Source organism: Bradyrhizobium arachidis (assembly GCF_015291705.1).
GTDB lineage: Bacteria > Pseudomonadota > Alphaproteobacteria > Rhizobiales > Xanthobacteraceae > Bradyrhizobium > Bradyrhizobium arachidis.
In genome coordinates, this window is the sequence record NZ_CP030050.1 from 1,554,274 (window position 1) to 1,580,545 (window position 26,272).

General features: G+C 62.7%; 30 protein-coding genes, 1 tRNA gene and 1 pseudogene. 21 read left to right on the forward strand and 11 right to left on the reverse strand.

Annotated elements, in window-relative coordinates:
* Positions 1-13: 13 nt before the first annotated feature.
* Entirely contained in the window at positions 14-1,615 is a 1,602-nt protein-coding gene (locus tag WN72_RS07610; RefSeq protein ID WP_092216793.1) for a flagellar hook-length control protein FliK, read from the reverse strand.
* A 345-nt stretch (positions 1,616-1,960) separates the two neighbouring features.
* On the opposite strand from WN72_RS07610, the gene mnmA reads away from it, so the two are divergent.
* From mnmA to WN72_RS07635, 6 genes are all read left to right on the forward strand, one after another.
* Entirely contained in the window at positions 1,961-3,142 is a 1,182-nt protein-coding gene (gene mnmA / locus WN72_RS07615) for a tRNA 2-thiouridine(34) synthase MnmA (RefSeq protein WP_092216792.1), read from the forward strand.
* Between the two features lie 21 nt (positions 3,143-3,163).
* Positions 3,164-3,802: a class I SAM-dependent methyltransferase gene (locus tag WN72_RS07620; protein ID WP_092216791.1), complete on the forward strand. Its 639-nt coding sequence runs from the start codon at positions 3,164-3,166 to the stop codon at positions 3,800-3,802.
* A gap of 280 nt (positions 3,803-4,082) precedes the next feature.
* Positions 4,083-4,445, forward strand: coding sequence for a hypothetical protein (locus WN72_RS07625; RefSeq protein ID WP_092216790.1), 363 nt, complete (start codon positions 4,083-4,085; stop codon positions 4,443-4,445).
* 263 nt (positions 4,446-4,708) lie between these two features.
* Positions 4,709-4,785 (forward strand) — tRNA-Met (locus tag WN72_RS07630).
* 323 nt (positions 4,786-5,108) lie between these two features.
* Positions 5,109-5,231 (forward strand): hypothetical protein, encoded by a 123-nt coding sequence (locus tag WN72_RS47465; RefSeq protein ID WP_283807142.1) that lies wholly within the window; start codon positions 5,109-5,111, stop codon positions 5,229-5,231.
* 184 nt (positions 5,232-5,415) lie between these two features.
* Positions 5,416-5,748, forward strand: a complete 333-nt coding sequence (locus WN72_RS07635; protein ID WP_244553781.1) for a hypothetical protein — start codon at positions 5,416-5,418, stop codon at positions 5,746-5,748.
* A 269-nt stretch (positions 5,749-6,017) separates the two neighbouring features.
* On the opposite strand, the gene WN72_RS07640 is transcribed toward WN72_RS07635, so the two are convergent.
* The 5 genes from WN72_RS07640 to WN72_RS47470 all read right to left on the reverse strand — a co-directional run bounded on the left by WN72_RS07640 (position 6,018) and on the right by WN72_RS47470 (position 8,550).
* Complete coding sequence (locus WN72_RS07640) at positions 6,018-6,272, reverse strand: hypothetical protein (RefSeq protein ID WP_092216788.1); 255 nt, start codon at positions 6,270-6,272, stop codon at positions 6,018-6,020.
* Positions 6,269-6,589, reverse strand: coding sequence for a hypothetical protein (locus WN72_RS07645; RefSeq protein ID WP_092216787.1), 321 nt, complete (start codon positions 6,587-6,589; stop codon positions 6,269-6,271). The genes WN72_RS07640 and WN72_RS07645 overlap by 4 nt, the downstream gene beginning before the upstream one ends.
* A gap of 1 nt (position 6,590) precedes the next feature.
* Positions 6,591-7,745 (reverse strand): AAA family ATPase, encoded by a 1,155-nt coding sequence (locus WN72_RS47595; RefSeq protein WP_347341971.1) that lies wholly within the window; start codon positions 7,743-7,745, stop codon positions 6,591-6,593.
* Positions 7,746-7,816: 71 nt separating this feature from the next.
* Positions 7,817-8,428, reverse strand: coding sequence for a hypothetical protein (locus WN72_RS46650; protein ID WP_092216785.1), 612 nt, complete (start codon positions 8,426-8,428; stop codon positions 7,817-7,819).
* A complete protein-coding gene (locus WN72_RS47470; protein WP_283258615.1) occupies positions 8,425-8,550 on the reverse strand; it encodes a hypothetical protein in 126 nt (41 codons plus the stop codon). The genes WN72_RS46650 and WN72_RS47470 overlap by 4 nt, the downstream gene beginning before the upstream one ends.
* A gap of 188 nt (positions 8,551-8,738) precedes the next feature.
* On the opposite strand from WN72_RS47470, the gene WN72_RS07655 reads away from it, so the two are divergent.
* The 8 genes from WN72_RS07655 to WN72_RS07690 all read left to right on the forward strand — a co-directional run bounded on the left by WN72_RS07655 (position 8,739) and on the right by WN72_RS07690 (position 15,562).
* Positions 8,739-9,119 carry a hypothetical protein gene (locus WN72_RS07655; protein WP_143130629.1) on the forward strand — a complete coding sequence of 127 codons (381 nt, stop codon included), beginning with the start codon at positions 8,739-8,741 and terminating at the stop codon, positions 9,117-9,119.
* Between the two features lie 285 nt (positions 9,120-9,404).
* Positions 9,405-11,987, forward strand: a complete 2,583-nt coding sequence (locus tag WN72_RS07660) for a hypothetical protein (protein WP_092216783.1) — start codon at positions 9,405-9,407, stop codon at positions 11,985-11,987.
* A 158-nt stretch (positions 11,988-12,145) separates the two neighbouring features.
* On the forward strand, positions 12,146-12,601 hold the full coding sequence (locus tag WN72_RS07665; RefSeq protein WP_092216782.1) for a hypothetical protein: 456 nt from the start codon (positions 12,146-12,148) through the stop codon (positions 12,599-12,601).
* Between the two features lie 226 nt (positions 12,602-12,827).
* Entirely contained in the window at positions 12,828-13,070 is a 243-nt protein-coding gene (locus tag WN72_RS07670; protein ID WP_092216781.1) for a hypothetical protein, read from the forward strand.
* Positions 13,067-13,750, forward strand: coding sequence for a hypothetical protein (locus WN72_RS07675; RefSeq protein WP_092216780.1), 684 nt, complete (start codon positions 13,067-13,069; stop codon positions 13,748-13,750). The genes WN72_RS07670 and WN72_RS07675 overlap by 4 nt, the downstream gene beginning before the upstream one ends.
* 305 nt (positions 13,751-14,055) lie before the next feature.
* Complete coding sequence (locus tag WN72_RS07680; RefSeq protein ID WP_143130628.1) at positions 14,056-14,310, forward strand: hypothetical protein; 255 nt, start codon at positions 14,056-14,058, stop codon at positions 14,308-14,310.
* 174 nt (positions 14,311-14,484) lie between these two features.
* Positions 14,485-14,712, forward strand: coding sequence for a hypothetical protein (locus WN72_RS07685; RefSeq protein WP_143130627.1), 228 nt, complete (start codon positions 14,485-14,487; stop codon positions 14,710-14,712).
* Positions 14,713-14,881: 169 nt separating this feature from the next.
* The gene (locus WN72_RS07690; protein WP_018646271.1) at positions 14,882-15,562 is read left to right on the forward strand and encodes an SOS response-associated peptidase; all 681 of its coding nucleotides are present in this window, start codon (positions 14,882-14,884) and stop codon (positions 15,560-15,562) included.
* A gap of 654 nt (positions 15,563-16,216) precedes the next feature.
* Here the strand turns inward: WN72_RS07690 and ppk2 are convergent.
* Positions 16,217-17,005, reverse strand: a complete 789-nt coding sequence (gene ppk2, locus WN72_RS07695; RefSeq protein WP_092216779.1) for a polyphosphate kinase 2 — start codon at positions 17,003-17,005, stop codon at positions 16,217-16,219.
* Positions 17,006-17,333: 328 nt separating this feature from the next.
* Here ppk2 and WN72_RS07700 point away from each other — a divergent pair, with 328 nt between their 5' ends.
* From WN72_RS07700 to WN72_RS47720, 4 genes are all read left to right on the forward strand, one after another.
* Positions 17,334-18,197, forward strand: a complete 864-nt coding sequence (locus WN72_RS07700) for a transglutaminase family protein (protein WP_092216778.1) — start codon at positions 17,334-17,336, stop codon at positions 18,195-18,197.
* Positions 18,198-19,160: 963 nt separating this feature from the next.
* Positions 19,161-19,514 (forward strand): hypothetical protein, encoded by a 354-nt coding sequence (locus tag WN72_RS07705; protein WP_244553780.1) that lies wholly within the window; start codon positions 19,161-19,163, stop codon positions 19,512-19,514.
* Between the two features lie 236 nt (positions 19,515-19,750).
* Entirely contained in the window at positions 19,751-19,915 is a 165-nt protein-coding gene (locus WN72_RS07710; RefSeq protein ID WP_018646276.1) for a DUF3309 family protein, read from the forward strand.
* A gap of 191 nt (positions 19,916-20,106) precedes the next feature.
* Positions 20,107-20,367, forward strand: a complete 261-nt coding sequence (locus WN72_RS47720) for an exopolysaccharide biosynthesis protein (protein WP_167380878.1) — start codon at positions 20,107-20,109, stop codon at positions 20,365-20,367.
* 154 nt (positions 20,368-20,521) lie between these two features.
* Here the strand turns inward: WN72_RS47720 and groL are convergent, their stop codons facing one another.
* The 3 genes from groL to WN72_RS07730 form a co-directional block, all read right to left on the reverse strand.
* The gene (gene groL / locus WN72_RS07720; protein ID WP_028338372.1) at positions 20,522-22,162 is read right to left on the reverse strand and encodes a chaperonin GroEL; all 1,641 of its coding nucleotides are present in this window, start codon (positions 22,160-22,162) and stop codon (positions 20,522-20,524) included.
* Between the two features lie 139 nt (positions 22,163-22,301).
* Positions 22,302-22,616, reverse strand: a complete 315-nt coding sequence (locus WN72_RS07725; RefSeq protein ID WP_092216776.1) for a co-chaperone GroES — start codon at positions 22,614-22,616, stop codon at positions 22,302-22,304.
* 343 nt (positions 22,617-22,959) lie between these two features.
* Positions 22,960-23,229 (reverse strand): hypothetical protein, encoded by a 270-nt coding sequence (locus WN72_RS07730; protein ID WP_092216775.1) that lies wholly within the window; start codon positions 23,227-23,229, stop codon positions 22,960-22,962.
* Positions 23,230-23,415: 186 nt separating this feature from the next.
* On the opposite strand from WN72_RS07730, the pseudogene WN72_RS46660 reads away from it, so the two are divergent.
* A pseudogene (locus WN72_RS46660) lies at positions 23,416-23,753 on the forward strand (IS701 family transposase); the annotation flags it as partial.
* A 28-nt stretch (positions 23,754-23,781) separates the two neighbouring features.
* Here the strand turns inward: WN72_RS46660 and WN72_RS07735 are convergent.
* Positions 23,782-24,057: a hypothetical protein gene (locus tag WN72_RS07735; RefSeq protein WP_018648614.1), complete on the reverse strand. Its 276-nt coding sequence runs from the start codon at positions 24,055-24,057 to the stop codon at positions 23,782-23,784.
* Positions 24,058-24,266: 209 nt separating this feature from the next.
* Here WN72_RS07735 and WN72_RS07740 point away from each other — a divergent pair, with 209 nt between their 5' ends.
* Positions 24,267-24,515: a hypothetical protein gene (locus WN72_RS07740; protein WP_018273528.1), complete on the forward strand. Its 249-nt coding sequence runs from the start codon at positions 24,267-24,269 to the stop codon at positions 24,513-24,515.
* Between the two features lie 261 nt (positions 24,516-24,776).
* Entirely contained in the window at positions 24,777-26,141 is a 1,365-nt protein-coding gene (locus WN72_RS07745; protein ID WP_026312942.1) for an alpha,alpha-trehalose-phosphate synthase (UDP-forming), read from the forward strand.
* The last annotated feature ends 131 nt before the right edge of the window (positions 26,142-26,272 follow it).

Here is a 26,272-nt window from a genome sequence, read left to right on the forward strand (position 1 = left end):
TGTCGAATACTCCTCACACTCTGATGTCGACGCCGCTGCTCGATCCGAGCATGCGGCCGTAGCCGCGCCCGACGGGCGCTGCGGTAACGCTTTCGTCCTCGCTGATGATCAGCCGGCGGGCATTGCCGCCATTGTCGTTGTTCTGGCCGGATTGCTGGCCCGATGAATTCTGGTCGCGCAGGCTGAAGGACAGCCCGTTGCTGCCGGTCTTGAATCCGGCATCGTCGAGCGCGCGCTGCAATTGCGGCGCATCCTGCTTCAGCATCGCCAGCGTCTCCGGCTTCTCGACCGTGAGATGCGAGGTGACCTGGCCGTTGCGGTCGACATTGATGCGGACATCGATGCGGCCGAGCTCGACCGGATCGAGGCTGATGTCGAACCGCGTCTTGCCAGCGCGCGCGGCTGCGGCGATCTCGATCGGCACCGCGTTGAGCGGCACAGCCGTATTGGTGGCCGCGGTCGCGGTGAGCGTCGCGGTCGAAGCGGTCGCGGCCGACGTCGTATTGGTCACCGGCGCTTGGATGGCGGATGCAGCCTGCGCGCTGGTATCGGTCGTGGGCACGGCGGCTTGCGCGCTCGCATGGTGCGTGGTGGTGGCGGGTGTCGCATCGGCGACGCCGGCCTTCGCATCGGCCTTGGCGTCGACCGTGCCGGAATCGGCTTGCGGCTTGATGCCTTGCGCATGCGCGGCGTTGGCGGTCGTCGCTGCCGGACCTTGTGTGGTGGCGTTGGCCTTGCCTGCGTCCTGACCGATATTGGAGACGTCGGTCTGGCCTTGCGCGGTGGCGGCGGCCTTGAACGAGGTTTTTGGCGTGCCGAGGTCGGCGACGGCGATCAGGCCGCCGCTGGTCTTGGCATCGGTCGCGGTGCCATCGGTGGTGGCCGTATCCCCGAGCGTTGCCGAGGTGTCGGCAGCGACCTTGGCGCCGGCCGTCTTGGCGCTCTTGTCGCCCGCCGTTGCGGTGTCGGTCTTGTTGCCCGCGATCTGCGCCGCGGTGGAGGCGCTGGCGGCAAGGCCGGCGGCGGCGATCGTCAGCGGGGATGCGGCATCGGATGCCTGGTTAGCTGTGGCATTGGGATCGACCGGTACGACGGGCGCGGCAACGGGAATCGCGTTTGGATCGGGCACGGCCGCCTGCGTCGCGCCGGTCTGCGCGGTCGCCGTGGCATCGACGGCGGCGGCAAGCCCATCGGTGGTGTCGTTCTTGTCAGCCTTGGTCTGGTCGGACTTGTCCGCCGGCTTGGCGTCGGAGGTCTCGGACTTGTCCTTGGCCTTGCCGGCCTTGTCAGCCGCTTTGGCCGAATCGGTTGTCGTGTCGCTGCTGGCGCTCGTGGACGGCTCGGTGTCGTCGCTCGCTTTGCTCTGCGAGGAGGAGTCGCTCGATGACGTGTCGCGCGTGCTGCGGTCCGAGGCGGAGGAGGACGAGGTCGCGGAATCGGACCGGCGCGGCGCGGCGTCCTGCGTGCCTGCGTTGTTGCTGATCGCCTGGGTGTTGCTGTCGACCAGCGAGCCGAAGGAGTCGGAGGTGTCCCTGCTGCCCTGCGACTTGGCGGGCTTTTGCTGCGCGCTCGGAACTTGCACGCTGGCGGCTACATCTGACGTCCGACCGACCACAGGCGACCTCTTGGAAACATCTTCGGCATAAGTGGTAGCAAGGAGTGGGCCAGCCTTCCGGACGCGTATTTTATATAGCGAAATCAATAAGTTGAAGAATCGGCGTCACCCTCCGCGCCCTTTTTGCGGCCCCGCCATTTCTGCCGCCCCGGCAAGAATTGCCCTAAGCGCGCCGCGCGCGTGATTGCTTCACCGGAATGGCGCCTATATTAAAGAGGCAGCTCTCAGCCGCTTTCGACCGGGCAAGCCGTGCCCTTCGGGAACCAAAGTTCCCGGGGAGCGCCGATGTCCCGGTCAGAAGCAAATTGCGGATCGCCGAACGCCGCCGTCACAAGCTTTAAAGTCATGCTCAACAGTCTGGATCTCGAAGGCCGACCTGAGGATACCAGGGTCGTCGTTGCCATGTCGGGCGGCGTCGATTCCTCGACGACGGCTGCGCTGCTCAAGGCTGAGGGCTATGACGTCGTCGGCATCACGCTCCAGCTCTACGACCATGGCGCGGCGACCCATCGCAAGGGCGCCTGCTGCGCCGGCCAGGACATCCACGACGCCCGCGACGTCGCGGCGAAACTCGGCATTCCCCATTACGTGCTCGACTACGAGGACCGCTTTCGCGAGTCCGTCATCGACAACTTCGCCGACAGCTACGCGCTCGGCGAGACGCCGGTGCCGTGCATCGAGTGCAACCGCTCCGTCAAATTCCGCGACCTGCTGAAGACCGCGCGCGAATTGGGCGCGCAGGCGCTCGCCACCGGCCATTACGTCGCTTCGCGCCGTCGCGATGACGGCTCGCGTGCGCTGGTCTGCGCCGCAGACAGCGACCGCGACCAGAGCTACTTCCTGTTCGCGACCACGCAAGAGCAGCTGGATTTCCTGCGCTTCCCGCTCGGCGACATGACCAAGCCCGAGACGCGCGAGCTCGCGCGCCGCTTCGGACTCGCCGTCGCCGACAAGCACGACAGCCAGGACATCTGCTTCGTGCCGACCGGGCGCTACACCGACATCATCACGCGCCTGCGCCCGAACGCGATGGACCCCGGCGACATCGTCGATCTCGAGGGACGCGTGCTCGGCCGCCACAACGGCATCGCCAATTTCACCGTCGGCCAGCGCCGCGGCCTCGGCATTGCGGCTCACGCGCCGCTGTTCGTGGTGCGGCTCGATGCCGCAAACCGCCGCGTCGTCGTCGGCCCGCGCGATGCGCTGAAGATGCACCGCATCAGCTTGCGCGACGTCAACTGGATCGGAGGCGGCGACATCGACCCCGCTATCGGCAATGGCCTTGAGATGTTCGTTCGCGTGCGTTCGACCCGCTCGCCGCAGCCGGCCTGGCTGCGCGGGGCGAACGGTCACTACGAGGTCGAGCTCGTCGCCGGCGAAGAGGGCGTCTCGCCGGGACAAGCCTGCGTGTTCTACGACGCGCCCAGCGGGCAGGCGCGCGTGCTCGGCGGCGGCTTTATCCAGAGCGCCACGGCGAAGGTGACGGCGAGTTCAGCGAGGCCACTCGCGGAAGCCGTCCGCGGCTAAGTAATTTCCGGGGCAGGGGGCATGGCAGCAGACATCTCGCGGGCCGGGGTCGAGAAGGCCTATGGCCGCTGGGCGCCGGTCTACGATCTCGTATTCGGCAAGGTGTTCGACGCCGGACGGCAGTCGACCATCGCGGAGGCCGACCGCATCGGCGGCCGCATCCTCGATGTCGGCGTCGGCACCGGCCTGTCGTTATCCGATTACGCGCGCACCACAAAAATCTGCGGCGTCGACATATCCGAGCCGATGCTGCGCAAGGCGCAGGCGCGCGTGCGTGCGCTCAGGCTTTCCAACGTCGAAGTGCTCTCGGTGATGGACGCGAAGAATCTCGCCTTCCCCGGAAACTTCTTTGACGCGGTGGTCGCGCAATATGTCATCACCGCCGTGCCCGACCCCGAAGGCACGCTCGACGAGTTCGTGCGCGTGCTCAAGCCCGGCGGCGAGCTGATCCTCGTCAACCACATCGGCGCCGAGAAGGGTTTTCGCAAACTCTCCGAGCTCGCCTTCGCGCCGCTCGCCCGCCGCCTCGGCTGGCGTCCGGAATTCCCGTGGGCCCGCCTCGTAGGCTGGGCCGCCAAGCACGGCGGCGTCACGCTCACCGAGCGCAGGCCGATGCCGCCGATGGGCCATTTCTCGCTGATCCGCTACCGCAAGGACTGACGGCGAGCCCGGCGCGCCGCCAAGTCGGCAGTGCGCTCCCTCCCCCCGCGAGCGGGGGAGGGTTCGGGAGAGGGCTCTCTCCACGCGCGATATTTCGCGAGTTGCTCCGTCATTGCGAAGCGAAGCAATCCAGACTGTCGCGGCGAATCGAGACCTCATCCTGAGGAGCCCGCGAAGCGGGCGTCGAAGGATGCGCGGCGCGGAAACCCGCGACATTCCAGCGCTTCAATTCGTCGTGCGCCAGCCGGAACCTCCGTATAGGCGCAGACGTTTTCTCCCCATGCGCACGACATCAAACATCATCTTGGCCAGCCTCCTGATCGCCGCCTCCGGCAGCGCGATCGCGCAGGCTCCGCCCGCCCCGGCGACGCCGCCGCAACAGACCGCGCCGCCTTCCCCGCAACACGCGGCCAACTGCACCCCGCAGGACCGCCCGAACCGCGCCACCGCGCCTGACGGCACCACCACCGGCCAGGCCCGGGAACCGCTCGGCGACAAATTGGCAAAGTCCGACGGCGTGATCTGTCCGCCCGCGGGCGTCGACCCCGAAATGCACGCCCCGGCGCCGAGCACGGAGGGCAGCATGCCCGTCATCCCGCCCCCCGGCAGCCCCGGTGGCGACCAGACGGTCAGGCCGAAATAGGGCCGGCTCGGCCGGGCTCTCCTTTGCCTCTCCGCCTCTCCCCGCGCGCGGGGAGAGGCCAGAATCCGCATCAGCGCGAATTCCAGGCGAGGGCGACTCTTCGCGACTCCAGTGCGTGAAAACGGGCGAATCGGTCTCAAACGGCGCGATTCACCAGCGAAATCACCCCCTCAATCGCCCCACTTTGCTTGACTTCCCGCCGCCCCCTTCCTTATATGCCGCGCGTTCGCGAGATCGGCCTCAGTCGCCGCCGCGATCCCTGTGGCGGGGTAGCTCAGCTGGTTAGAGCACGGGAATCATAATCCTGGGGTCGGGGGTTCGAGTCCCTCCCCCGCTACCATGGAATTTCCCCGTAAAAATAATAGCTTAGATTGGTCTTCGGCTCTCGGATTTCTTGTTCGAAAATCCGAATTATCCTCACCGTACCCACTTTTGTACCCAAGATTCGGATCCTTGCGGGATTTTACACCGACGCCTGCGCGGATGCGGATTTCTCCACCTCGATGCGGATTCTTACACCTCGGCGCCGGTTCAGCTTTTTTCTGCGCGCGCCGTAACAGGAAACTAGTTCCCTATTACGATTCCTTGCGCTTCGGCACTCGGCGCCCGCGCAGGAAGCCATGGCTCGCCTTCGCCTAGACGTCGGCGAGCTCCCGCTCGAGCATGCTGTTCGCTCAGCGCCTTGATGGTCGCAAGCATGTCGCTGCCGCACGCCTCGATCGCCTGCGCGGCCGCGATCCCAAGCTCGGCGGCCTCGTCGACGGGTTGCTGCTCGGCGGGATCTGACATCGAAGGATTCCTGGAGCATGCAGCGTTCGGGTGACGAAGCCGCGGCTGCGTCACCTCATCGCTGCATCTGTTGACTGTGAAACCATCTTGTTCTCTATTCGTTCTCCGGTCAATTGGAGTCTAGCGTATGGCCGGAAGAAGGTGTGCAGAGTGGCGGTTCCCGACTGCGAAGCAGCAACGTGTGGAGGAGACTGCGCGTCGCCTGGCCGAGAACCAGCGCAAGCGCGCGGGCGTCAACGACGAGGACGCCTGGTGGGCGAGCGTGCTGGCGGATCCCAGGGCGGCGACGAACAAGCCGCGCGCCGATCGCACGCTCGCGGAGATCAGGTCCTCGGAGCTGAAGGTCGAGTGCCTGAAGTGCTTCCGGGTCGTCACTGTGTCGCGAAAGGAAGCGCTGCGGAGGTACGACGGCAACTCGCTATGGAAGCTGGTCGCCGTCCGCCTGCTCGGCGACGGCTGCGCGCACAGGACAGGGAGGCACGAAGAAGACGGGTGCTGGCCTGACTTGCGGTGATGCTCGATAGCTCCGTCGACTGCTCGCTGAACTCTCGCCGCACATTCTTGGACGGTCGATCCACCCGCCTCGATCTCGGCCCTCAGCTCGTCGTCGCTCAGCAAGCCGATGCGCCCCTCAGCCGCCCCGACAAGGACGAAGCGACGGAGGCGTCCCGAATCCTTCTTTGCGGTCCCAAATCCTTCTTTTGGAGGCCGCGATGTCCCAAATCCTTCTTTCGGCAACCCTGCAAAAAATGGGAAGCCAGGTTGTGTTGGCTTCCCGTTCGGCTAGTCGAGCCACCAGAAGTTGTCCTCGCAGAGCGCCCAGCGCAGCTCGGCGTCGATCCAAAGTATCTCGTCAGTCCGGACCAGGCCCTGCCGGCTCTCCGGGCGTCCGATCAGCACCGCTTCAGGGCGCGAGAACGACGGCGCGAACGACCAATCGAACAGCCTGCGCTGGCTGATGCGCATGTCGATCTCGTCGGACCGCGGCCGCCAGCCGGTCTGCAGACGCTCCAGCAGCCGCTGCATCTCCGGTGTCATATGTCGACCCCTTCGATAGGGATCTCTGTGCCTTCTGGCTCGCCGAGCTGCCAGAGCGTATTCCGCGTCTGCGCCCACCGGCAACGACGGTCGAGCCATACGACCTCGCCCGTCGAGGACTGTTTCCCGTCGGCGAGGCAAGGATGACCGAACGGAAAACCGTACAGGGTCATGTAGTAGCCCCCGTTGGGACCGTGCTGGATCGAAGGCGCCCATTGCTCCAGCCTCGGCGCCTTCGCCAGCACCGCCGGCGGCGGCTGCTCGCCGCGCAGGTGGGACTCGATACCATTCCGCAGTGCCTTCTCTTCGATCGACATATCAATGCCTCCTGGCGCAAGCGTCCCGGGCTTCCAGCGTTGCTTCGACCAGGCGCCGCAGCTTGCGCAGGCTGAACCGCTCCTTGGCCCACGCGCGGCCGATGATTTCAAGCTCGTCGGGCGCCAGCGGCTTGATGGCGTGAGAGGCATACATATCGTTTTCGACCGCCAGCTCGTTCACGACGATCGCGGCCAACCGCGGCAAATGCGCAAGCGTGGGCGACGGGATCCGAATCACGCGATATCGATCGCGCAACTGTGACGGCAGCCGCTCGATCGAATTGGCCGTGGCGATGTGGACGACGTGCGACAGGTTCATCTCCGCATCGATGCCACTCTCGCGGTAGCGCGCCGCAGTCTCGCGTTCCAGGTGCGGCGTGATGGCGGACCATAAATTGCCGTTGTGCTGGCTTTCGCCGGCCCTGCAGATCTCGTCGACGAACGAAATCGGGTTGGCGGTTTTCGACATCATGATCGCCCGAGCGGGAACGGACGCCTGCGCGCTCGACCAGCCCTTGGGGGTACCACCGTACATGCCATCGAAACTGGACGCGGCATCAAACCTGTAAACGTACATCTGAGGCGAGATCACCTCCGCCAGCCTCCTGACGACGCGCGTTTTCCCGAAGCCCGGCGGCGATAACAATAGGGTCGGCCGCATTCTGACCGGCTCGTCGTCGCGCAGATCCTGCGTCAACAGCGCGATTTCTCTATACGCGTGCGGATACTCATCCTGCAGTTTCTCTCGCACCCACGTGGCGTCGTCGCAGACGACGAGCGGCAGCGGTTGGTCGCGCAGGTCCTTCCACGCCTGCGGAAGGCCCTTTTCCTCGGCATGCCTGGCCGGCATCACGACGACGGTCGGCGGCGCCGGCCGCAAATCCTCGGGCTCGGGATCCGGTTCGGGCAGGGGGAAATCTCCGCTGTCTTCGTATGTGCAGCTCGCCGTCTCGCGCTCGGCGATTCGGAAGATTGAAACCGGTTTTGTCGCGCCGGCCCATTCGCCACGGGCAGCCAGCCACCAGACGTGCAGTCGGTCGTGCAGGCGCGCCTTCTGAATGGGGCTAGTGATGATCGACCAGTGCTGCAGCAGCCACGTCACCTGCGGCAGGACCGCGTTGAACGACTCCGGACGCTCCGGATCACAGGTCATCATCTGCCAGGCGAGAGCCAGCTCGCCAGTATAGTGGCGGCCCTGCGCGAACAGCAGCTCGACATGTGCGTTGATCAGGATGCGCTGCTTCTTGCGGTCGGCGTGCGACGGCGGCGATCCGACGCCGAGTTTGGCGGCCTGGCGCGCGGTTTCCGCCGACAACCAGGCGAAAGCGTCATCCCAGCGACCCTGATCGAGCAGCTCCACGCAGACAGGGATACCGCCGCTGCACGGTTCTCCTCATCGAGCCGCGCGACGATGTACTCGCGCTCGCCGCGCCAAAACTGCCCGGCGATCTTGAAGAAATCATCGCCGGTGAACTTGCCGGCGGCGACGGCGTCCCACACGCGCAGCCGCGCCAGAGCATCCGTCACGTCGCCGTCGGTGCTCGACACCACGGAAACGACGACGCCGACGACTTCGTGGATGAGGGCCTTGTCGTCCGATGTCCGCAGCGCGAGCATTCGCCACGCCAGCGAGAGCGTGGGGTGGTCCCCCTTGAGACGATGCGCGATGTCCAGCAGCGCGCGAGGGCTCACGTCGCGCAGCGAACCGTCCCGTAGCAGGTTCATTTCGAACCCGAGCGCCGTAGTCCGCGCGGTAGCGGCCCGGGCCGCCTCCGCCCAGTTCGGAATGCAGACGAACGCCGCGAGCCACAGCAGTTCCTTGTCGACCTTGCTGCTCATCGCTCGTCCTCCGGCTGCGGCTCGGGCGCCGGCGCGCTCTCGGCGCGGTCCTCGATCACCGTCGCCATCCAATAGTCGTCCACATCCGGCGCGGGCGGTCTCGACGAATCCTTGCTGGTCATGCTATCCACGCTGTACGAAGTTGCCATCACTGCATAACTTAGTTACAACGTAGTTATAACGAAATCAAGGACTCGTCCGGCCAATGGTTAGCAAAGGGTTTCCTCCCAAGAAGAAGCGCGGCCCGGTCGCGCGGGACGTCAACGATATCCGCCACAACCGGCTGACGCTGCGGGCCCACGACGACCTGATGAAGCTTTTGTCGCTCCGGGCATCGGAGGCGGGTCTGTCGCGGTCGGCCTACATCGAGCGGCTGCTGATCAATTGGCTCCGCGCCGATCCGAGAAACCCGCGGATCGACAACATGGGCAAGATGGCCCCATCGGCGGGGCCTACGCCATTCGAAGCGAGGTCGACCGAGCCGCTGCGGATCGCCGAGCGCTGGAACCGGTTTTCCCAGGCCCATGAGCTGATTTTCGGTCAGAACGCGCCGCGCGACTGGTTCGAGGACGCGGATTCATACTGGCCGGCAGCCGTTGGCGGGCACCTGGACCCAAACGACAGCGGCGACGATCCGGAGGAGGCGGAGGCCCGACGCTTGGCGGCGAAAAAGCCTCGCCAGCGCTACTGACGTTTCGAGACTCGAATTCTCGTCCGAAAAAGTTCAGCCCGATCAACGCTTCGACCCTACGGCTGCATTACGACTCTTTGAATGTTCTCAGATCGGGACTTTCCGAGAGTCGAATTGATTATGTCCGACTTCGAACCTGCTCCGGCGCCTCCAAGCTGGGGCACCGGTGGCGCTGCAGCAGTTTTCCCCGCTGTCGGCTGTCAGTACCACGCGAATCCTTGGAAAGGGCTTGCGCTTTTTCGCCTGCAGCTGGAGACTGGTGCCGGATCGCTCTCATCAGGCCCCATGACCGACAGCTCGACCACGCATTCCGAATCCTTGACGCACGCCTCGGCCGACGCTGGCCCGGCGAAGGCGCGTCGTCGGCCCACGGTCGTGCGCGTCGTGATGCCGCGACCGGACCTGCTCGACGACCTGCCGGACAGCGAGCGCGAATTCTCGATCGAGAGCCGCAAGGTCGTGCAGCGGCTGGCCGACAATCGGAAAAAGGCGGCCGAGCGCCGTGAGCGCGACGAGGTCGACATCGAGTCCTTGGCGAACGCCATGCTAGAGCTCGGAAATGAGGAGGATCCCGAATCCTTCCGAGACCTGCCGATCGCCTCCGTCGCCGCGATGGCCGAAGTCGACGTCAAGCGTGCCGAGCGCCTCCGGCGGGACGCTTTCTGGCTGGCCCGCGACCACGTGGTGACGGATCCGGCCGTCAAGGCGAGCGAGACGGCCTACCAGCGCAATCTTCGGATCGCGACGGACGCGCTGACTTCCGGGCTGGTGAAGACGAAACACCTCAAGGCATCGCAGAAGCCGTACAGCCCCCGGCAGGCCACACTCATCCGAGAACACTGCCGCCAGGAAGAATATCTCCGCCGCATGGCCGACGAGCCGCGCGCGCAGTCCCACATCGTTGAGCGCCACGACGCCGACGGCGTCGTCACCACCCGCCATCAGAGCGCTCGCGATCGCTTCGATCCAGGCGGCCGCGGCTACGTCGGCAGCGCCGGCTATGTTGGAGGATCGTCGACGCAGGAGAACGGCGGCACGTGCTGGCAGGACGAATACGTCGAGAAGGGCAAGCGCTCGGACGCCAGCGTCATGGATCAGCGCTATCTCGAGATGACGCCGAAGGCGCCCGGTAAGCGCCGCAAGGGCATCAGCGACAAGAAGACAATCCAGCGCATCCAGTACCTGGATGGCATCGGAAAGGCTCCGGAGGAGATCGCCGCCGACGAATTCGTGAAAGAGACCGTCAGTCGCGTCAAAGGCGCGCTGCACTCCCTGCGTTTCGACACCCGGCACTGGGCCGGCGACAACAACGACCGTCGCGCAGTGCACCTGAAAAAGTGGGTCGGCTTGGATCAGATCCACGGCAACACGCGCACCGACTGCCGCGAGATCATCCGCGTGGACAAGGACTACGTTTTCGAGTCCTGGCAGGAGTGCGAGGACCACCTGAACACGCTCAAGGTCCGGCCGCAGAAGGTCAATTTCGTCCGCGACGATGCTCATCCCGAGCGCGTGACCAAGCCGCATTATCTCTACTATCTGCCGGACGGAAATGGCGTCTGGTACGACGAGAGCACCGGCATGGCCATGCTCGAGGCCGCCGCCGCCGCGCTGACGATCGATGCCGGGGGCGATATCGGCGGCCTGGCGAACATCGGAGACGTCAAGCAGCCGACCAGCCCCCGCGTCGTGAGCATCGACATGGAGACCGAGCACCTGCCGACGCTCTCGGAGCTCTGCAAGATCCTCGATGTCGACCTGAAGCAGAACCTTGTTGTCACCATGCGCCAGCAAAGCGTCGCCAGCATGGTCGAGGCTGGCATCTCGGAGACGCAGTCCGGCGCCATCTATTCGCTGGCGTGGAAGCGCGGCATCGAGCTGTGCGGTCTTTGGGAGCGGCTGAACCAGCTCCGCGTCGACGCCGAACTCGACCGCCGCCGCCTCGGCGTCGAAGTCTTCGACGCTCTGCTCGAAGACCGATTCATGGCCGACCACCTGCGGACGCTGCGCGCCTCGGCGCTCACCGCGGCCGAGAACAGCATTCGCGTGGCCGCCAAGAAGGTCGCCGAGTCCTACGGGCGCGGGCTCCGGGCTTCGAGCCGCGGCTACGACCTACGGGCGGCCGAGGCGGAGGTGAAGAAGGCGGTCGCCGACGTCCGCGCCACCGCTTCCTCCGACCTGACGCCGGCCGAGCTCAAGAAGCTGGAGATCCATGCCGCCCAGAGCATCGGCCAGGTCCACTGCAACCGGGTCCAGGTCCAGCGCAGCGTGCGCAGGATCGCGGACGCGATGCTGGAGATCTCGAAGACGGGCGCGGTGCCCGATCAGAAGGCCGTCCGCAAGCTGACCGGCATGCATCGGACGACCGTCGGAAATCACTGGGATGCCGCCATCGCCATCAAGGCCGCCAACGCCATTGTGGCCGTGATCATGGACGCGCCGCCGGTCGCTCCGGAGCCCGAAAACCATCCCTCAGCGGCCATTGCGACCGACCGTGCAGAATGCTCCGGTGTACGGGGGGTAACTGGAACAGACAGCCGAGAGAGGCAGCCCGGCCAGCCCGTCGACCAGCCTTCCGAGGCCATCCCGGCGACCTCCGGCGAGACGCTGACCATCGAAACCATGATTCCGGCGACCATGCTGCCCCTCGTCAACGGGCTCCGCCCCTGGAATCCGGGCTCCGGTGAGACGCAGACCGGCCGAGCCTTGCTCGAATTCTGCCGTCCAGGGTTCCGTATTTACCGCTCGAAGCTTGGAATCCGCGAGGAAGCCCGCCGTGAACTCAAGGGGCGCCCGGCCTCCGGCAAGTCCGGTTCTCACGATCATCTCGATGACGCTGACGTCTGGCCGGAGGCGGCGCCGGCCTGATCGTCGCAGACCTCCGGGCCCTGATGCAGAGCCTGCGGCGCGCTGATCGCGAGGCCGCCGGCCCATGCCCTCATCTTCGTCGGTTGCGCCTTGCAGCGGCGTGCCGGATAACCGCGCGCACAGCGATCGGATCTTCCGGTCCGAACGGGAGAGCACAGATGGCGAAGCTTCGCCGCAGGCTGACTCAGGACGACGTCGCCATGATCGAGAAGATCGACGACGTTACCCGGACTTGTTTTGCTCGGGATCCGGATCGGCCGGACAATCAATTCTTCAAGCCTCGGGGCCGCATGCCGGTGGAGCTGCGTCGCGCGAAACAGCGTATGAGGACCGCGCGTTGGCGTGCTGACATGGACCGGCGCAAGTCGCCGACCATCGACGAAGTCGGCCGCGCGCTGGTCGAAGCGTTGGTCACCAGCGACCGCGAAAGGCTCATGGATCGTTCCGGCGCTGAGTTCGACCTGGTCAAGAGGGCGCTGGTGTCGTTGCGGGATCGCGGCTACTCCGTCGAGGAGACGTTGGAGACGCTGCGCCGTCGCCGCAACGGGCTGGTTCACCCAGGCGACCGCCTAGACGAGGACTCGGAGTCGACCGGCGGAGCGATGTTGTTCTGATCCGCTGACCGGACGCATCATGTCCGGAAAATAGTTCGCCGGCGCACGTTGACCTTTTTAGCTCCGAAGACGATTGTATCCGCGTTGGTCGCGAGCGATCCACTTGCTGGCCGTACACGAAGCCCCGCAGACCTACCCCTGGTAGACCCCCTGCGGGGCTTCTGCATTTCCGCCTTCGTCGAAAACGGCTTCGTTCGTCACCAGTAGTGACGCGTAACGTCTCGGCATGGACGAGAAGCCGACACGCTCACACGCAGAACGCCAGCGGCGGTACCGCAACCGCAAGCGCGACGGGATTCCGACGGACGAGCAGTTCGCCAAGGAGCTCTGCCGCGTCGTCTTCGAGAACCTCGACAACGCAGGCTTCAAGCCCGTCGACGCCGTGAGCACGGCGCGATCCAGGCTGCTAGACCGCTTCTCGTTCGACGGGATCAACCGCGTCATCGTGCGCCATGGGGCGTCGCGATGATCAGGATCGAGATGGACGCCGGCGTCGCCGGCAGGATCGACAGGATCGGCAAGGCCATCAACAAGGGCCTCGCCTTCACGCTGACGGACAGCGCCAAGTTCGCCAACGAGGACCTCCTGACCGAGCTGCGCGGCAAGGTCGACCGCCCGTCGCCGTATACCCTCAACAAGTCGGGGTACGGGCTGACCATCGCCAAGATCGACGACGTGAGCCCGTTCTCCGAGTCGTTCGTGAAGCCGGACCAGGCCGCCTACCTCAAGTTCATCATGGGCATGGCGAGCGTTCGCGGACTCGGCGACGCTGGCGCGTCGGCAAGACACGCCTGGGTGCCGGGCCAGCGTCCGGGATTCACCCCGAGCGGATCGTACTCGGCCAAGCCGCGGCTTTCGACCTACGGGGGCGTGCCGGACAAGTATTCGAAGGCGCTCTACGACCTGTCCAAGAAGGACTTCGCGATGACGCTGCGCACGCCCGGGAAGACGACCGGTCTGGCGCCGTCGTCTCAGGGCGGAGTGTTCTACGTCAGGAAGCCGTCCGGCAAGCTGAAGGTCGGCGCCTTCTACGCCAGGGCCGAAGCGCACCGCGCCGATCACCGCCGAACAGCAGGCACGCGCCGAGAAGAAGAACGGTCGTTCGCTGGCGCTGCGTCAGCGCGACGCACATGGTCGGTTCATCGATAGCCGAGGATGGATGCCATCGAGTCCGACGGCCATCGCTGATAGTTGTGGAAAAGCTTGGACAGCGCCAGGTCCGCGCTTTGGCGCCTCAGAAGCGAATTTAACCATGCTGGCGAGGCCTCCGCCGAGTTGGTTCTTCCTTGCGCTCAGGATCGTGCTTTGCGCCGACGAGAAGGCCCATCCTGAGCTCTTTCCAGCCCGCGATCATGATGCCTTCATCGACTCTGCGAAGGCTCTCGACGCGCCCGCCGCAGTCGCGGCATGTTGAGCCATAGCTTCGACGTGGAAGCGAGCAGAGGAGTATCAGTATGTCTAAATCGAAGTCTGGTGTTCAGCTCGATATGTTTCCGCCCTTCACGATCAACAAGACGGATTCTGGTCGCGTCATCGTTCGCCCGCTGGAGGATGGTCATGGGATCAAGAACCGCGTTGACCGGCTCTGCGAGGCCTTCGGGGGCCGTTATGTCGACCAGGAGGAGGGCTACGTCATGACCAAGGCCGGCGTGGCCAACATGGAGGCGGCTTACGTGAAGGGCCGCGAATCGTTCTTCTGGTTGCTGTAGTTTGTCCCGCGAGCCGGCACCGACGGATGCGGTTTGAAGCGCACAACTGTCGATTTTGCGCAGTGTAGCACGTAAGCCATCAAGGACTCACGGCACGATTGCTAGGCGCCGTGAATCCCAGAGTGCCGACGGGTGGCTGGCCGCCTCCCGCAGTGGTAGAAAGAGGAGTGATAGATGGGCAAACCGCGCACTTATTCGTGCTGGGACACGTCAGTAAGGATCCAGGAGGCTGGTCACGGGCTTGGCGTCTACGGGAATACGTATGAACTCTTCCCAGGCGGCGGTCACACGCGTACCGGCGACGCGATTATGATCCATATGACGCCGGGCATCCGGTTTCTGATCAAAGATGTCGACGCTGCTATTGCCGAGGCCAATCGCCGCGCGAACGAGCGGGTCTGACGTGTAAATCGGCGCCGGACGCCGGTAAGTACGGCTACCCACGTGGCGAGTGCCCCGCTGCGGTATCAAAAAGACAACGCAGCCGCAATGGACCGGCTCCCGGTCGCTGCCGCGAGGCCAGACTGCTAAAGCTCCAGCAACGAACCCGCCAGCCGGATCCGGAATACCGATGGGCAATCTCTATTCGATCACGACCAACCAAGCCGCTATCAGCGCTCTGTTCCGCGTCGTCAACCGCTACGTCGGCAACCTTGCGCTGATGCCCGGCGTCTTTCCGGACTACAGGGCGCCGATTGTGCGCAATAGTGCCGATGGCCGGGAGCTCGCTACCGCAAGGTGGGGGATGCCGTCGTCCCAGCAAGCCCTCCTGCAGGCAACCAAGAAACGCGCCGAGAAACTGCAGGCGAAAGGCAAAACCATCAACTTCAAGGAGTTGCTGCGGATGGAGCCGGACAGCGGCACCATCAACATCCGAAACGTGAAGTCGAAGCACTGGAGGCGCTGGCTGGGTCCGGAGCACCGCTGCGTGGTGCCGTTCAACTCGTTCAGCGAGTTCAACAAGGCCGAAGGCGGCGACATCTGGTTCGCGCTCGACGAAAGCCGTCCGCTCGCATGCTTCGCCGGCATCTGGACCAACTGGACGTCGGTCCGGAAGGTCAAGGAAGGCGAGACCACCAATAACCTCTTTGCATTTCTGACGACGGAGGCGAACGCCGAAGTCTTCGCCATCCATCCGAAGGCAATGCCCGTCATCCTGACGACGCCCGACGAGATCGAGACCTGGATGACCGCACCCGCCGCCAAAAACCGAGCCGATGCCGGCGAGCTCACAATGCTGAAGACGTACTGAGTCAGAGTTCGTTGGACTGTTCTGAATGGCGCGCCACTCAGAACAAAACTGCGAACTCGAATGTAATTGAAATTACAGCCATACATTGCTCGACCTGCCGCTTAAGGGTTGAGCCTATCTTCAACAGGACAAGCGCGCCGGCTGGAAGGACATTGGGCCAAGAGAAAGCGAGTGGCCTCAAGTGCCGTCATGCAGCCGAGACCGGCGTGACAGCTTGCCGATAGACGCCGTCCCCCACGTCGCCAGCCGCAAAGAGGCCCGGCTTGAGCGTCGCAAATCGGTGAGGGCTACGCTCGCCTGCGCTGATCGTCGGAGGAACGAGAATACGTTTTACTCCTTCAAACAGGATATTGTGCACTCCAGCGCATTGGCAGCGTACCGCAGCGGCTCTAGGTAAAATGATGATATTGTGACGATCGTCGAGAAGCGGGAGACGAGGCAATGATACGGGATGAGAAGCTCCAAAGGATCATCGAACGCGCTATCCAATCAGCTTTCGTTGATTTTCCGGACGCGGGAAACGGGACGGCGTGGCCGAAAACTTACAAAGAGCCCAACGAATGCAAGACTATCGCAACAGCCGTCCTCGCCGCTCTCGAAAATGCAGGCTACACAATTTCGCTCGATGCAAACTGAGGCATCAAGGTAAGCCAACTAAGCCTCGATCAGGGCGCGCTCATAACAGGCTTTATCGTAAGGAAAAACGACCGCCGGATCGGGCCTGTGGAGACGACGGTGCTTTCCGGGATAGTGCAGCCGCCACAGAACATCGCGAATGATATTAAGTCGCGCATGTTCCTTGTCGCCGGCCCGGACCACGGTCCAGGGCGAGGTGACGGTGTGCGTCCGTTCCAGCATCTTGTCCCGGGCTTCGGAATAGGCCTTCCAAAGCTTCTGCGCCTTGGCATCGATCGGGCTCAGCTTCCATTGCTTCAGGGGATCCCTTTGGCGGTCGGCGAGCCGTCGCTTCTGCTCCTGTTTCGAAATATCAAGATAGTACTTGAGCAGGGTAATACCCGAACGCTCAATCATTGCTTCGAAACCCGGCACGGTCTCGAGGAATTCCTCGGTTTCCTTCTTGGTGCAAAAGTTCATGACACGCTCAACTCCAGCACGGTTGTACCAACTGCGATTGAACAGCACGATCTCTCCTGCCGCGGGCAAGTGCGAAACGTGACGCTGGAAGTACCATGAACACCGCTCCCGATTGCTCGGCGGCCCCAGCGCTACGATGCGGGTATCACGCGGGCTTAGATGTTCGACAATCGACTTGATCGTGCCATCCTTGCCGGCGGCGTCGCGACCTTCGACGATGACAAGGATTCGCTGGCCGCGCTCAATCACGCTGCGCTGCAGCTTGACGAGCTCGATTTGCAGCCGGACCAGCAGCGCGTGATACCTATGGCGACTCAAATGTTGCGGAAGCGGTGGCCGGTTCTTCATGGTTCGATCCCTCCTAGTCGCCTCACTATCCAGGGTTGTCACGCCGACACGACGCTGTCCATCATTTGCGGCCCTCCGACCAGCGGTCACGTCACACTTGTCGGATCCTGTCGCACCGCGAAACTGATGTTGTGCTTGCACTTCGACACCCGTCAACATGACCGTATAAATGAATCGCAGCGTTCTTGCTCGGTGCCTCGTCCGCAAATCCGCCCGGGTTTCGGTCGTCTGGATTGACATTTGCATGGGCACGTTCAACTCGGCCATACTTCCCGAGGGGACCACCGGATAAGGGCCTGTCAGACGCTGCCGCGGATTGGAGCTTGCGTTGATTACGCTGAAGGTTCTTCACACGACGACCTATCGATTCAACGAACACGTGCACCTGTTGCCGCACCGCTTGATGCTTCGTCCGCGCGAAAGCCGCGAGCTTCGTTTGATTTCGAGCAACGTCACGGTGACGCCGCATGCGGCCTTGACCTGGGCGCACGATGTGTTTGGCAATGCAATCGCGACGGCCACGTTTCAGATGACAGCCTCCAACCTGGTGATCGCCAGCGTCGCGGAGCTTCAGCTCGACGCGGTTGCATGGCCGGTGTTCGATATCGCTGTCTCGGCCATGTCTTACCCATTCCGCTATTCTGATGACGATTGGACCGATCTCGGCGCCCTGGCTCTCCCCCAGTTCTCGGACACGGCGGGGGTCCTACGAAATTGGGCACAAATGTTCGTTCGAGGAGGTCGGACTGATACGCTGTCGCTGCTAAAGGACCTGAGCGTCGGCGTTTCGGAAGCTGTCCGGTACCAGAGCCGTGAGGATGAGGGTACCCAAACGCCGGTAGAAACATTAAATCGTGGCTTGGGGTCATGCCGGGATTTCGCGGTGCTGTTTACCGAAGCAGCACGCATGCTCGGGTTCGGAGCCAGGATCGTCTCCGGCTATCTTTACAATCCAGAGCAACAGAGCGTCGGATCGAGCAATGCGGGATCAACCCATGCGTGGGCCGAGGTCTTCGTACCGGGCGCCGGCTGGATCCCTTTCGACCCGACGAATCGCAGCCTCGGCGGCCTCAATCTGATCCCAGTCGCGGTCGCGCGCGACATCCGGCAGACGATTCCAGTGTCCGGCAGCTTCGTCGGCAGCATCGGCGCCTTCGCCGGGATGTCCGTAGAAGTTCTTGTCACATCATAGATCGACGCATTGGACCTTCGGCAACCTTTCTGATCAGTCGTTCAGCTTCAAGGCCCTCACGTTTTCTAGAAGGGACTTCAGGCGCCCGCTCATGATGGGCATCGCCTGTTGCGCCTACTCGTCAGTGGGGCTTGGGCCAAAGAGTGACGTTGCGATCAGTGATGCCGTCCTAATCTGATGGCAAATTCCCTTTCGTTAAATTTTCTTGAATGAGCAATTTTGACCATGAGCTCGCGCCGCGTTGCGGCACAATACTTCTCACCGCCCTGCTCTCGGCATCCATCGATGATTGAGAGAATGTTTGCGAGGAGCGCAGCTATAGCCAAATGATTCCCGCTAACGGCAACACCCACTGAAGGATCGCCGCTAGGCAGAATGGAATTGGGCGATTGGCATAACCTGTCGACAGACTTTCAGGGCTGTCGCTGACCCACGTCAATCCACACGAAACAAACAAATCGGCGATAGCTGGAACTCTTGTCGGCTTGCCCTGTTCATTCTTTGTCCCATTCCGGACGCATAAGAATTGGTGGATACTATGAAAAGAATTCTATTAGCGACAGTCTCTGTTCTCGCATTCGCTTCTCCGTCATTCGCGGCTGAGACTGGCAAAACCGTTGGCCAATCGCCCTCCTCGTTCTACCTGGCTCAGGATACTGCGACCATGAAGTGTCAGATCGTCGAGAGCCAGCCTGCTGCCGGCGGCAGCATGAGGGTTGTCGGCGCCGCTCACACGACAAAGGCCTCGGCAGAAGCGGCTTTGAAGGCGGACAAAACTTGCGCCAAGTAATCGGTTAAGTCGCGGCGCGAGCACAAAGGCGGCTCTGCGAGTTCGCTAGAACCACGAATCCTCGGATCCGCTCCCACCAGCGCCTCGAGCGCCCTGGGTCGAGGTTCTTTATCGGCCAGCGGCACGCAATCGACTTGCCGCTTGAGGTGCTCCAAATTCGAGAGGATACGACCATGAACCAGCAGACAATGAAATACGCGATTGCGGTCGCACTCTTCGGTGCGGCGACGCTCGCCTCGGTGCTGCCTTCGGGGGCAGCTCCGATCTCGCCGAGCACGACTCTTCCGACACAAGCGGCTTCGTCGTCCGCAGTGACAGAAGTCTACTACCGACGCCACTACCGCGGTCGCGGCTACTATGGCGCTCCGGGGGCCGCAATTGGTCTTGGCATCCTGGGTGCCGCGGCTGGAGCCGCCGCCTACGGGGCCTACGGAGCCTACGGGCCAGGCTACGCGCCGGGCTACTATGCGCCAGATTACTACGGCGGCCCGTATCCCTATCGCCGCCAATACTACGCCCCGTATTGAGGGCACGAGCGACGCTGTTTGGGCGTGGCAACCTCTGTCACAGACCATTCCCACTCAACACGCGCTCGAGCGCGCACTGGATCGCGATGGCGCGGCTGCGCCCTTGTGATCCGGTCAACTGCATCGGCCGCTCCCATCCGGGGTCGCCTGCGGACTCTTGCAGGAGGTCGACGAATCGCAAGACAGACAAAACTTGAGACCCAATATCCACAAGGTCCCACCAAAGGAGTCGGACAATGTCGATCGGACTTATCCTCATCATCCTCCTCATCATCTTCCTGCTTGGTGGCTTCAGCGGCCGCTTCGGCGGCTACGGCTACGGCTATGGCCACGGTGGGATGGGGGTCATCGGTACCATCCTGGTCATCCTCGTCGTATTGCTACTTCTGGGTCGGCTCTGACCCTCGCAGGGTCGGCTGTGTCGACCGGGCGCCTCCCAAAATATCCTTTCCCCGCGTACCGGGTCCCAACGAGCTCGACCAGCTGAAGCCGACAATGCCCGCCGATGAAGGGGTGTTTGTGCCTGCCTCGGTCCTGCTGCAGCGGCTGCACGACGAGGCAGCGGCAAGATCGCTTTACCCTGGGCTGGCTGATGGGTCGCCTACACAAGCGCTCCTTCGGCCCTATTATGCCGCTGCTCGCTGTGGTCGCTATTGCACCGGATGTCTCGATCGTAGCCGGCCTGCTACTCATGATCCCCGCGTCCCAGATGATCGCGGTCTTCGGTCTAATCACGGGGGCGACCAACCAGGGCAGAGCTATGCACTTCCCAAAATCCAGTAACGGTGGGGTGAGTCCTGACTGGTTTGGTAACAATTCTCACCCGCCACCCGGCTGCAATGCAAAGTGCTGATTTTGAGATATTGCACAAGGCGTCCTCACGGAAATCCGTGAAACGGCGAGAATTCATCACGCTTCTCGGCGGCCGCTTTTTGCTGATTCCTGCAAAAAAGGCCCAAGCATCTCTGCCGGGCCTTCGTTATTGTTGAGCTCTGAACGAGTAGGACTTAAAAATCCATACCACCCATGCCGCCACCTTGAGGCATGCCCCCACCGCCGGCGTTCTTCTTTGGCAATTCGGCCACCATGGCTTCGGTAGTGATCAGGAGCGCCGCAACAGAAGCCGCATTCTGAATCGCCACACGAACGACCTTGGTCGGGTCGATGATGCCCTTGGTGACCAGGTTGCCGTACTCGCCGGACTGGGAGTCAAAGCCGTAGCCATACTGATCCTTCTCCAGGATCTTGCCGACGATAACGGAGCCGTCCTCGCCAGCGTTGATCGCGATCTGGCGGGCCGGCGCAGACAGCGCCTTGCGCACGATCTCGACGCCGGTCTTCTGGTCATCGTTCTTGGTGCGCAGCCCCTTGAGATGCTCGGAAGCACGCAGCAGGGCGACGCCGCCGCCCGGCAGGATGCCTTCCTCGACGGCCGCGCGGGTCGCATGCATCGCGTCATCAACGCGATCCTTGCGCTCCTTCACCTCGACCTCGGTCGCGCCGCCGACGCGGATCACCGCGACGCCGCCCGCGAGCTTGGCAAGACGCTCCTGCAGCTTTTCACGGTCATAGTCCGAGGAGGTCTCCTCGATCTGCGCCTTGATCTGCGCCACCCGCGCCTCTATGTCGGCCTTCTTACCGGCGCCGCTGACGATGGTGGTGTTCTCCTTGTCGATCATCACCTTCTTGGCGCGACCGAGCATGTTGAGCGTGACGTTCTCGAGCTTGATGCCCAGATCTTCCGAGATCGCCTGGCCGCCGGTCAGGATCGCGATGTCCTGCAGCATGGCCTTGCGGCGATCGCCGAAGCCCGGAGCCTTCACGGCCGCGACCTTCAGACCGCCGCGGAGGCGGTTCACGACCAGGGTCGCGAGCGCTTCGCCCTCGACGTCTTCCGCAATAATCACAAGCGGCTTGCCACTCTGGACGACGGCTTCCAGCAGCGGAAGCAGTTCATTCAACTGAGATAGCTTCTTTTCGTGGATGAGGACGTAGGCGTCTTCCATTTCGGCGCGCATTTTGTCGGCGTTGGTGACGAAGTACGGCGAGATGTAGCCGCGGTCGAATTGCATCCCTTCGACGACCTCGAGTTCGGTCTCGAGCGACTTGGCTTCTTCAACCGTGATGACGCCCTCGTTGCCGACCTTCTTCATGGCGTCGGAGAGGAACTTGCCGATCTCCGCGTCGCCGTTGGCCGAGATGGTGCCGACCTGGGCGATCTCCTCGTTCGAGGTGACCTTCTTGGAGTTCTTCACGAGATCGGCGACCACGGCTTCCACCGCGAGGTCGATACCGCGCTTCAGGTCCATCGGGTTCATACCGGCGGCAACCGCCTTCGCGCCTTCACGGACGATCGCAGCCGCGAGCACGGTCGCGGTGGTGGTGCCATCGCCAGCTGCATCTGCCGATTTGGAGGCAACTTCTCGCACCATCTGCGCGCCCATGTTCTCGAACTTGTCCTCAAGCTCGATCTCCTTGGCGACAGTGACGCCGTCTTTGGTGATGCGGGGGGCGCCGAACGACTTGTCGAGCACGACGTTCCGGCCCTTGGGCCCGAGCGTGACCTTAACCGCATTGTTGAGAATTTCAACACCGCGCAACATCCTGTCGCGGGCGTCGACGCCGAACTTAACTTCTTTGGCCGACATCATGATCTCCGTTTTCAACTGTCAAATCCGAAAGACCGCGCGACTCGGCGAGCTCTTTAGGGACGTGAGTTCAACTTGCGGGCCTTATCCTTCTCCTTCGAGACGCTGGCTGCTTGGGATAAGGAAAACAGACTGGCGCTTAGGCGACCTTCTTCTTGGCGGCGGGCAGCTCGGTGAGAACGCCCATAATGTCGCTTTCCTTCATGATCAGTACTTCCTGATCATCGAGCTCGATCTCCGTACCTGACCACTTGCCGAACAGGACGCGGTCGCCAACCTTGAGATCGATGGGCAGCTTGCCGGATTCGTCGCGGCCGCCTGGGCCAACCGCCGTGATCTCGCCCTGCGAAGGTTTTTCCTTGGCGCTGTCCGGAATGATGATGCCGCCAGTGGTCTTCTCTTCGGCTTCGATACGCTTGACCGCAACGCGGTCGTGAAGCGGACGGAATTTCATGCTGCCCTCCTGTTTTCTTGTTGTTGTTGCTTTGGACGAAATGGCAGTCGTGGCCAGCGAGTGCTAATCAGCACATAAGCCGCCGCAAGGGGACGTACAAGACCGTCCCGAAACGATATTCGCTCAGAGCATCACGAAATAGCTGCCAAGACCGCGGCGGCTAAGGATCCGGTGAAGGCCAGCTGTGTGGTGCGAAAGTCGTTGGACGCCGCGTCATCAAATTTGAGAAAGCTTCCCATCGCGCAGGGGCATTGCGTTGTTCTCGACGTGCGCCAGAATACGCCGGACGTCGGTCGCTTCTTGTGCAGCCATTCAGCGGTGCTTGTCGAGATCGAGTGGCTCGTCACTCGCGAGGCGCTTCGGCATCAATGCGCTGAGCGTCAGCCAAATCGACCGGGTTGATGGAAATCCTCTCCACCGTTGAAGTGCGCGGCGGCGCCGCCGGCACCGTGATCATAGTGGCAACCCGGCGAAACGCCTCGAACGACAATCCTTCGATCATCTCCTCATCGGTGATGACCTCGTAGGCACCCGGAGGCAGGAGGCGGTCGATGCCCTTGATCCGGAAGGGATGCTTGAAGGTGACCGTTTCGCGTCGGGAGCGCATGGTCATGATCGGCTATCCTTCAGAAACGGCTTTGCATCGGCGCGATAGTGAAGCAATCCGTTTACAGTGCTTTCTGTGCCGAGATTAGCTATCTCTTTATCATGAGATGGCTGCGAAGTCACCAAACACAAGGCAATACACATCGCGGATTTGTATAGATGCCGGCGGACGAAATGCTTGCTGATGCCAAGTGAAAAAATGCGAGTTGGCGATCGGCAAGCATCGCGACTCGGAGAGAAGAAATGCTATCTCGCAAATCTACCAGCCGAGATAGACTTGCAGCGGTTGGCTACAACCGTCATGGCGCGATGGGACGGTTCTGGCACGGTCTTCATCGTCACGCTCTTATGACGATGGTTGCTTACGCCTTCTTGCAGCACTTCCGCATTGCCAAGACGGGGCGCAAAAATGAAACGACGGCCACCACCTCAGCCCAACCTGCCAGCCGCGCGTCCCGCCATCGTCGCTCTCATTCTTCAGCCATCAGATCCGCGATACGGGTACTGCAGAACACAGGTCAGCGAAGAGCAAGGCGTGAACAAATCTGCCAAAGTCGTGTTAGCGCCCACCCGAAGCACCTTTATGATCGTGCAGGAAACGGGCGATCCGCGTCTTCAACACGGTGGCGTCGTGCGATTTGCCCGAGGCCGCGTGCTCGAAGAGCCTGCGCTGGACGTCAGTAGGCAGATCATTCCATTCGCTGACAAGGGCGGCACCCAGACATTCCAGGACTCTGCGCTCCACATCGCGCAAATCGCTGGCTTCATAGGGTAAAGGCCACGCCAACTCCTGCGCTCCGCCTTCCTCGTCCCAACGGTCGAGAGCGGTTGCCATTTCTTCTCCCGACGTTGGCCTTCGACCTTTCTTTTTGACCATTCTATATAGTCGCATATATCGGCATTAAGCGCCATTCGCTCGATCGCGGGGCGATCCGAAGCGCCAATCCTTCCAGTACCGAGAATGCCGCGGCCGCGGAACTCGGTAGTTCGCCCATCGGTTATTGCAGCGGTTTGTTCGCGCGGCGTACAGACTCAAGGTTCACCATGGATGTGATCGTTACACCGGCAGAGGGAGGCACGGTTTGGCAGCTGACGGACCTGCTCGGCCGCTCGATGGGGCGCATCACGGCAAGCGCTCCACGTCAGTTCATGATCCATCCGGAGGGCCACGCATCGGAAACTATGGCCGGCATACAGCAAGGGCCGCACGCCTCGCTCGACGCCGCACTGGCTGAGATCGAGAGGCACACCCGGGGCGTCTGCCGTCGAAATCCTGGCGAAGATCAGCTTTAGACAGCGCCCAACAATCCAGATCGTCGGCAGAGTATCCTATATTTACTGCGGGAAGATCTATATGTTTTACAGGTAACGCCCGCCTAGATTGCCTGATGACGGGACCGTCAGTTCCGGTAGAAGGAATTGTGGATTTTCGCGCGAGGACCGAGCGAATGTGGGCTCCGGCGGATGTCACCGCCGATCATTGCGTTGCCGTGTTCGCCGAGATCTTTTGGCGGCTCGGCTCGACGCAACCCTGACAGTGCGGAGGGAACCCGCTTGAGCCGCTTGGTCATCGTCTCCAACCGTGTCGCCTTGCCGGCAGAAGCTGCGCAGCGCAGCGGCGGGCTCGTGACCGGCCTCGTCGACGCTCTGCATCAGGCTGGAGGCTTATGGTTCGGGTGGAGTGGCAAGCTTGGAGAAACAACACCAGAGCCGAACGTTTTTGAGACCGAGGGAGTGACGTACGCTACCGTCGATCTTACCCGCGCGGACCATGACGGCTACTACAGCGGCTTCTCCAACGCGGCACTGTGGCCCTTATTCCACTATCGCCTTGACCTCATGAACTTTACCCGCCGGGACTTGGCCGCCTATCGACGGGTGAACGCCGTGCTCGCCGACGCCCTCGCGCCCCTGCTCAGCCCGAGTGACCTCGTCTGGGTGCATGACTACCATCTGATCCCGATGGCCGAGGAACTTCGCCGCGCCGGCGCCACACAGCGGATCGGGTTTTTCTTGCATACGCCGTTTCCGTCTTTGGGGGTGCTGGCGACCCTTCCTCACTACGGCGACCTGCTGAAATCACTGTGCGCTTACGATCTCGTCGGCTTCCAGACGGTGGAGGATTTGACCGCCTTCCATGACGCCATCCTTCGCCGTGCAGGAGGCACGATTTCGTCCGATGGCCACGTTCACGCTTTCGATCGGGTTCTGCGCGCCGGCGCCTTCCCGATTGGTATCGATACTGAAGCGATCGCCGAAATGGCTAGTCGCGCTGTGAAATCCCGAACGGCACGCCGGCTGCAGGAGAGTCTCCGGGGGCGCAAGCTCATCATTGGGGTGGACCGGCTGGATTACAGTAAGGGTCTCGAGCACCGGTTCAAAGCGTTCGCCGCCTTTCTCGAGGGCTATCCCACATACCGCAACCACGTCCGCTTGCTGCAGATCGCCACCGCAACGCGCAGCGACGTTCCTGAATACCGTGCGCTGCGGCAGAGGCTCGGTGCGCTGGCGGGCGACGTGGCCGGACGCTTCGCGGAACTCGACTGGGCGCCAATCCAGTATTTGAACAGGAGCTTTTCCCAGCGCTCGCTCGCTGGCTTCTTTCGGCTCAGTCGCGTCGCTCTTGTCACTCCGTTGCGCGACGGAATGAACCTGGTTGCCAAGGAGTATGTCGCTGCACAGAACCCCGATGACCCCGGCGTGCTCATTCTCTCGCCCTTCGCGGGCGCGGCCTATGAACTCGACGCTGCCGTGATCGCCAACCCCTATGACCCCGACGCCGTCGCCGAAGCATTGCGGACAGCGCTGGGGATGCCACTTGAGGAGCGATGCGAGCGTTGGGGGGCCATGATGGCGGTGCTGCGCCGCAATAGCATTATGGCATGGCGCGAGAGTTTCCTCGGGGCACTCAGCAGCTAACTGGGGATGTCGTTCGGAGGGTAGCATCACTGCAGCAGGTCGTGATCCGCTCGTCAACCAAGTCGCCCCAGTCCGCCGATAAAATGGTACTTGGAAATCCTCTCCCTGGCGTAAATGATCCTCGAGTGACG

Bases quoted from the DNA above. Each gene is read 5' to 3' on its own strand.
- mnmA (WP_092216792.1), top strand. From the start codon at position 1,961: ATGCTCAACAGTCTGGATCTCGAAGGCCGACCTGAGGATACCAGGGTC.
- WN72_RS07620 (WP_092216791.1), top strand. From the start codon at position 3,164: ATGGCAGCAGACATCTCGCGGGCCGGGGTCGAGAAGGCCTATGGCCGC.
- WN72_RS07625 (WP_092216790.1), top strand. From the start codon at position 4,083: ATGCGCACGACATCAAACATCATCTTGGCCAGCCTCCTGATCGCCGCC.
- WN72_RS47465 (WP_283807142.1), top strand. From the start codon at position 5,109: ATGCTGTTCGCTCAGCGCCTTGATGGTCGCAAGCATGTCGCTGCCGCA.
- WN72_RS07640 (WP_092216788.1), bottom strand. From the start codon at position 6,272: ATGACACCGGAGATGCAGCGGCTGCTGGAGCGTCTGCAGACCGGCTGG.
- WN72_RS07645 (WP_092216787.1), bottom strand. From the start codon at position 6,589: ATGTCGATCGAAGAGAAGGCACTGCGGAATGGTATCGAGTCCCACCTG.
- WN72_RS47595 (WP_347341971.1), bottom strand. From the start codon at position 7,745: ATGATGACCTGTGATCCGGAGCGTCCGGAGTCGTTCAACGCGGTCCTG.
- WN72_RS46650 (WP_092216785.1), bottom strand. From the start codon at position 8,428: ATGAGCAGCAAGGTCGACAAGGAACTGCTGTGGCTCGCGGCGTTCGTC.
- WN72_RS47470 (WP_283258615.1), bottom strand. From the start codon at position 8,550: ATGACCAGCAAGGATTCGTCGAGACCGCCCGCGCCGGATGTGGACGAC.
- WN72_RS07655 (WP_143130629.1), top strand. From the start codon at position 8,739: ATGAAGCTTTTGTCGCTCCGGGCATCGGAGGCGGGTCTGTCGCGGTCG.
- WN72_RS07660 (WP_092216783.1), top strand. From the start codon at position 9,405: ATGACCGACAGCTCGACCACGCATTCCGAATCCTTGACGCACGCCTCG.
- WN72_RS07665 (WP_092216782.1), top strand. From the start codon at position 12,146: ATGGCGAAGCTTCGCCGCAGGCTGACTCAGGACGACGTCGCCATGATC.
- WN72_RS07670 (WP_092216781.1), top strand. From the start codon at position 12,828: ATGGACGAGAAGCCGACACGCTCACACGCAGAACGCCAGCGGCGGTAC.
- WN72_RS07675 (WP_092216780.1), top strand. From the start codon at position 13,067: ATGATCAGGATCGAGATGGACGCCGGCGTCGCCGGCAGGATCGACAGG.
- WN72_RS07680 (WP_143130628.1), top strand. From the start codon at position 14,056: ATGTCTAAATCGAAGTCTGGTGTTCAGCTCGATATGTTTCCGCCCTTC.
- WN72_RS07685 (WP_143130627.1), top strand. From the start codon at position 14,485: ATGGGCAAACCGCGCACTTATTCGTGCTGGGACACGTCAGTAAGGATC.
- WN72_RS07690 (WP_018646271.1), top strand. From the start codon at position 14,882: ATGGGCAATCTCTATTCGATCACGACCAACCAAGCCGCTATCAGCGCT.
- ppk2 (WP_092216779.1), bottom strand. From the start codon at position 17,005: ATGAAGAACCGGCCACCGCTTCCGCAACATTTGAGTCGCCATAGGTAT.
- WN72_RS07705 (WP_244553780.1), top strand. From the start codon at position 19,161: ATGAACCAGCAGACAATGAAATACGCGATTGCGGTCGCACTCTTCGGT.
- WN72_RS07710 (WP_018646276.1), top strand. From the start codon at position 19,751: ATGTCGATCGGACTTATCCTCATCATCCTCCTCATCATCTTCCTGCTT.
- WN72_RS47720 (WP_167380878.1), top strand. From the start codon at position 20,107: ATGGGTCGCCTACACAAGCGCTCCTTCGGCCCTATTATGCCGCTGCTC.
- groL (WP_028338372.1), bottom strand. From the start codon at position 22,162: ATGTCGGCCAAAGAAGTTAAGTTCGGCGTCGACGCCCGCGACAGGATG.
- WN72_RS07725 (WP_092216776.1), bottom strand. From the start codon at position 22,616: ATGAAATTCCGTCCGCTTCACGACCGCGTTGCGGTCAAGCGTATCGAA.
- WN72_RS07730 (WP_092216775.1), bottom strand. From the start codon at position 23,229: ATGACCATGCGCTCCCGACGCGAAACGGTCACCTTCAAGCATCCCTTC.
- WN72_RS07735 (WP_018648614.1), bottom strand. From the start codon at position 24,057: ATGGCAACCGCTCTCGACCGTTGGGACGAGGAAGGCGGAGCGCAGGAG.
- WN72_RS07740 (WP_018273528.1), top strand. From the start codon at position 24,267: ATGGATGTGATCGTTACACCGGCAGAGGGAGGCACGGTTTGGCAGCTG.